This is a genomic window from Neobacillus drentensis (genome assembly GCF_036965645.1).
GTDB lineage: Bacteria > Bacillota > Bacilli > Bacillales > Cytobacillaceae > Neobacillus > Neobacillus drentensis_D.
Genome location: NZ_JBALPZ010000004.1, coordinates 5,319 through 10,687, shown reverse-complemented (window position 1 = coordinate 10,687; position 5,369 = coordinate 5,319). Strand labels below are relative to the sequence as shown.

General features: G+C 41.4%; 5 protein-coding genes. 4 read left to right on the top strand and 1 reads right to left on the bottom strand.

The window, feature by feature from the left end; translation table 11 throughout:
- Positions 1 to 320: 320 nt before the first annotated feature.
- Genes tsaE through tsaD form a run of 4 tightly spaced genes read left to right on the top strand, consistent with a single transcriptional unit; the run spans position 321 to position 2,963 of the window.
- Positions 321 to 773, top strand: a complete 453-nt coding sequence (tsaE, locus tag V7266_RS00545; protein WP_335465213.1) for a tRNA (adenosine(37)-N6)-threonylcarbamoyltransferase complex ATPase subunit type 1 TsaE — start codon at positions 321 to 323, stop codon at positions 771 to 773.
- Positions 774 to 1,481, top strand: a complete 708-nt coding sequence (tsaB, locus tag V7266_RS00540) for a tRNA (adenosine(37)-N6)-threonylcarbamoyltransferase complex dimerization subunit type 1 TsaB (protein ID WP_335465211.1) — start codon at positions 774 to 776, stop codon at positions 1,479 to 1,481. It abuts the gene before it with no gap.
- 10 nt (positions 1,482 to 1,491) lie between these two features.
- Positions 1,492 to 1,941 carry a ribosomal protein S18-alanine N-acetyltransferase gene (rimI, locus tag V7266_RS00535; RefSeq protein ID WP_335465215.1) on the top strand — a complete coding sequence of 150 codons (450 nt, stop codon included), beginning with the start codon at positions 1,492 to 1,494 and terminating at the stop codon, positions 1,939 to 1,941.
- Positions 1,938 to 2,963 carry a tRNA (adenosine(37)-N6)-threonylcarbamoyltransferase complex transferase subunit TsaD gene (gene tsaD, locus V7266_RS00530; protein WP_335465209.1) on the top strand — a complete coding sequence of 342 codons (1,026 nt, stop codon included), beginning with the start codon at positions 1,938 to 1,940 and terminating at the stop codon, positions 2,961 to 2,963. The genes rimI and tsaD overlap by 4 nt, the downstream gene beginning before the upstream one ends.
- 413 nt (positions 2,964 to 3,376) lie before the next feature.
- Here the strand turns inward: tsaD and V7266_RS00525 are convergent, their stop codons facing one another.
- Complete coding sequence (locus V7266_RS00525; RefSeq protein ID WP_335465207.1) at positions 3,377 to 5,296, bottom strand: ABC-F family ATP-binding cassette domain-containing protein; 1,920 nt, start codon at positions 5,294 to 5,296, stop codon at positions 3,377 to 3,379.
- Positions 5,297 to 5,369: the final 73 nt, after the last annotated feature.

The window sequence follows — 5,369 nt, the reverse complement described above, 5'->3', positions numbered from 1 at the left end:
CACACTTATGAAGGACAAAGTCCAAAGCCAAACGACACAAACTGTCCTTCATCACACTTATGAAGGACAAAATCCAAAGCCAACCCACCTCACTGTCCTTCATCCAGCTTAAGAAGGACAATATCAAGAGCCCAATCCCATAAACTGTCTTTCATACAATTAAAAGAATTAAGAGAACCGTCGTCTTTTTGCTTTAAACGCAAAATTCTTGTAAACTCATATAGTATATATACTCTTAGGAAGCATCCTAAGGTTTTTTTTATGCCTAAATAAGGGTAAAATGATAATAAAGAATTGTTATGGTAAAGTAAGGTGATTGGATGGAAGTATTTGAACTAACGACAATGAATGACAAGGAAACTTCACAGTTTGCTGCAAGATTAGCTGAATTTCTGAAGCCAGGTGACGTCATCGCTCTTGAAGGCGATCTTGGTGCGGGGAAAACTACTTTTACAAAAGGGTTGGCAAAAGGATTAGAGGTAAATAAAACAGTTAATAGTCCCACATTTACAATAATCAAAGAATATAAAGGCCGGCTTCCATTGTATCATATGGACGTATACCGAGTAGCTGATGCATTCGAGGACCTGGGTTTTGATGAATACTTTGAAGGTAATGGAGTTACAGTTGTAGAGTGGGCTCATCTTATTGAAGAACAGCTGCCAGCTGAACTGCTGACGATCTATTTATACCATCAAGGTCAGGAACAGCGAAAAATTGTCTTAAAGCCTACAGGGCCTAGATATGAGCAATTATGTAAGGAGATATTTTAGATGACCATTTTAGCGATAGATACTTCTAATTATGTTTTAGGAGTAGCGCTGTTAGAGGAAAATCAAGTCCTCGGTGAATATATTACCAACTTAAAGAAAAACCATTCTGTTCGGATTATGCCTGCGATCCAAACATTAATGAAGGATTGCGAAAGAGTGCCTGCAGATTTAACGAAGATTGTGGTTGCAAAAGGGCCCGGCTCCTATACAGGCGTTAGAATTGGGGTAACCGTTGCGAAAACGTTAGCTTGGACCTTAAATATACCTCTTGTTGGGATTTCCAGTCTCGAAATATTAGCAGCAGGTACAGGACGTTACTTTGATGGGTACGTATCGCCTATATTTGATGCCAGAAGAGGACAAGTCTACACAGCCCTCTATCAATATCAAAACAGTAAGTTGACAGCCGTAAGGAAGGATCAGCTCGTTATGTTGGCCGATTGGGCCGAAGAGCTAAAAGAGATGGACAGACCTATTCTATTCGTCGGAAATGATTTACCCATTCATCAAGCTAAAATAGAAGAGATATTAGGGGAAAAAGCGATTTATGCCAGTAAACTTGAGCACAATCCTCGTCCAGCAGAGCTGGCAGGGCTAGGGCAGGATAAACCGGGGGAAGACTTACATTCCTTTGTTCCAAATTATATTCGCTTGGCCGAGGCCGAAGCGAAATGGCTGGAGGCAAAAGGGAAAATTCTAAATGGATAGGGTTAGAGAAATGGTAGATTCTTATGTGTTTCGTTTAATGAGGGAAGAGGATATCGATCAGGTGTTAGAAGTTGAGCATGCCTCCTTTACCACCCCATGGAGTCGAGAGGCATTCTTTAATGAAATACACAATAATAAATTTGCCGTCTATATTGTCCTAGAGGAAAATGAAAAAATTATTGGCTATTGCGGCACTTGGATTGTAATTGATGAAGCCCATGTAACCAATATAGCCATTCTTCCAGAATATAGAGGTAAGAAACTAGGCGAGGCTTTGTTAACAAAACTAATGTCAACTGCCCGTGAAATGGGAGCAAGGAGTATGACACTTGAAGTCCGTGTGACCAACCATGTTGCTCAATCCCTTTACCGGAAATCTGGTTTTCACGACGGCGGGATTCGAAAAAATTATTATTCCGATAATCAGGAAGATGCACTAATTATGTGGGTGAACTTATGAAAAAAGATTTATGGATTTTAGGGATAGAGACAAGCTGTGACGAAACAGCCGTAGCGATAATTAAGAATGGCCGTGAAATTGCGGCAAATGTGGTAGCCTCGCAAATTGAGAGCCATAAGAGATTTGGCGGGGTTGTACCTGAGATAGCCTCCCGCCACCATGTAGAACAAATAACCATTGTCATCGAAGAGGCCCTGCGTCAAGCCAATCTCACTTTTTCAGAAATAGATGCCATTGCGGTAACAGAAGGCCCAGGCCTAGTAGGTGCGCTGTTAATTGGCGTAAATGCGGCCAAAGCCCTTGCTTTTGCCCATAATAAGCCACTCGTCCCTGTACATCATATCGCTGGTCATATATACGCGAACAGACTTGTGACAGAATTGAAGTTTCCACTTCTGGCTCTCGTCGTTTCTGGAGGGCATACGGAAATTGTTTATATGAAGGAGCATGGACACTTTAAGGTGATTGGTGAAACAAGGGACGATGCTGCTGGAGAAGCTTATGATAAGGTTGCAAGAACCCTGAATATGCCCTATCCGGGAGGACCGCATATTGACCGTTTGGCACTTGAAGGAAAACCAACAATAGACTTACCAAGGGCTTGGCTTGAGGAAGGATCGTATGATTTTAGTTTTAGCGGTTTAAAATCAGCAGTTATTAACACTGTACACAATGCAGAGCAGCGTGGTGAGACAATTGCCCCTGAGGACTTAGCAGCGAGTTTTCAGGAAAGTGTCATTGAAGTGCTTGTGAAAAAGACGGAGAGGGCTGTTGCAGAGTATAAAGTGAAACAGCTTTTAGTAGCCGGTGGTGTAGCAGCGAATAAGGGACTAAGAAAGGCTCTGGAACATACCTTTTCAAAACATCCTGAGGTTGAATTGGTCATACCTCCACTTTCATTATGCACGGATAATGCGGCAATGATTGCTGCTGCGGGTAGTGTCCTGTTTGAAAAAGGGATCAGAGCGGGATTGAACCTTAATGCCAATCCTGGACTGGATATCGAAATATATAATGAATAGTCCTTCCGAATAGGAGGGCTTTTTTCTTTTTAGAATAGAGATTGTTCAGTTCCAGCGCCCTAGCGGCTAGTGTCCTTTGCTCTTCGCCCTGCGATAAGTCAACACGAAAAAGCTGTCGCTCTTCGTGTTGACTTGATCTCAGTTGAAGCACTCCAGGCCATACGCCGCTGACCAGGGCGCTTGCGTTTTTCTTGCCTGTGGATAAAATATTCAGAAAAATGAATATTAAATCCACAATTTGCACATAGATATCCACATTCTGTTGATAATGTGGATAAAACAGGGGATAACTGTGGATAATGTGGAAAACCGCGATAAATGTTTATCTGGATACAATCTAAAATGTGAGTAACCTTGTGGACAACTAATTTTATGGATAAAAAAAAACCGGGAAAATACTCCCGGTTTCGTCATTATTCGGCAAGCGCAGCCCACTCATCCATCAGCTGCTCAAGCTCTGCTTTTGCCTTTTCATTCTGAATATTAATCTCTAAAACCTTTTCATGATTTTGAAAAACCTCTGGATCACATAACTGTTGTTCAAAGTCTTGAATTTGCTCTTCAAGTTCTTCAATCCGCTGCTCCACTTCTTCTAATCTTCTTTTCCTCTGGCGTTCAAGTTTTTTACTCTCTTTATCCTGTTGATAACTATTTTTTTCTATTGTCTCCTTCTCTGCTATTTTCTTAGCAGAGTCACTTAGAGCGAGTGCAGCTAGTTCTTCCTGCTCGAGTTTCTTTTCAACGTAATAATCATAATCACCCAAATACTCTAAGCTGCCCTTAGGACTTAACTCCAACACCTTAGTAGCAATCCGGTTAATGAAATATCGATCATGTGAGACAAAGAGAAGGGTGCCTGGATAGTCAATCAAGGCATTCTCGAGCACTTCTTTGCTGTCGAGGTCCAGGTGGTTTGTGGGCTCGTCCAAAATCAGCAGATTGGCTTTTTCAAGCATGAGTTTGGCAAGTGCAAGCCGGGCCTTTTCACCGCCGCTTAAGGTTGAAACGATTTTCAGGACATCGTCACCGGAAAATAGAAAATTGCCTAAAACCGTTCGAATTTCCTTCTCACTTTTTAGAGGATAATCATCCCATAGTTCATTTAACACTCGTTTATTAGAAGTTAATTCCGCTTGTTCCTGGTCATAATACCCAATGGCAAGGTTAGTTCCATAGCGAACTGCCCCCTCTAATACAGGCAATTTGTTAATAATAGTTTTAAGAAGAGTAGATTTGCCTATCCCATTTGGTCCAACTAAGGCAATACTCTCGCCTCTGAAGGCACGAAATGAAATATCCTCTGATACTTTTTTACCTTCATAACCCACAGACAGGGATTCTACTGTTAATACATCATTACCGCTTTGTTTTGCAATCTCAAAGGAGAAGGTGGCTGATTTTTCATCTCCAAGCGGACGGTCCATTAATTCCATTTTATCAAGCTTTTTTCTCCGGCTTTGGGCGCGTTTGGTCGTGGAGGCTCTAGCAAGATTTCGCTGTATAAAATCTTGCAGATCGGCCACCTCTTGCTGCTGTTTTTCGTATAGTTTCATATCGCGCTCATAATTGGCTGCCTTTTGATCGAGATAGGCACTATAGTTGCCTGGATACCGTTGAATTTGTTTCCTTGATACTTCATAGACTTGTGTTACGACTTTATCCAAGAAATATCGGTCATGGGAAACGATTAAAATGGCCCCATCATAGCCCTGCAAGTATTGCTCCAGCCAGGAAAGGGTGTCAATGTCAAGATGGTTGGTAGGTTCGTCCAAAATTAAAATATCAGGTTTCGTCAATAGTAGTTTACCTAAGGCCAGTCTAGTTTTTTGTCCGCCGCTTAATGAGGCAATCATCAGGGTGTTATCATGAAAGTTTAGTCCATAGAGAACGGAGCGGATATCCGCTTCATATTGATAGCCGCCTTGTTCTTTGAATTTTACCTGAAGCTGATCATATTCTTTTAAAATGCGCTCGTACTTAGCACTGTCTTCAAAAATATGAGGATCGGACATTTGTTCTTCGAGTCTGTGAAGGGATTTTTCCATTAATCGAAGAGGTTCGAAAACGGTTAACATCTCATCCCAAATCGATAAATTGGATTCAAGGCCAGTATTTTGCGCTAAATACCCAATCGTTACATCTTTCGGTTTGATGATCTCTCCGCCATCATGGGACAGGTGTCCGGCAATAATCTTTAATAATGTTGATTTTCCCGCACCATTACGGCCGACAAGGGCTACACGGTCGCGGGTTTGTAATTCAAGCTTTATATTCGATAAAATAAGGTCAGCGCCATAATATTTTTGCAGTTGATTCACTTGTAGTAAAATCATTTTAAATCACCTCTATTAACAACAAAACGTACTAGAATTACGTCACATCTTTTTATAAGGCTGTGTTAATCTT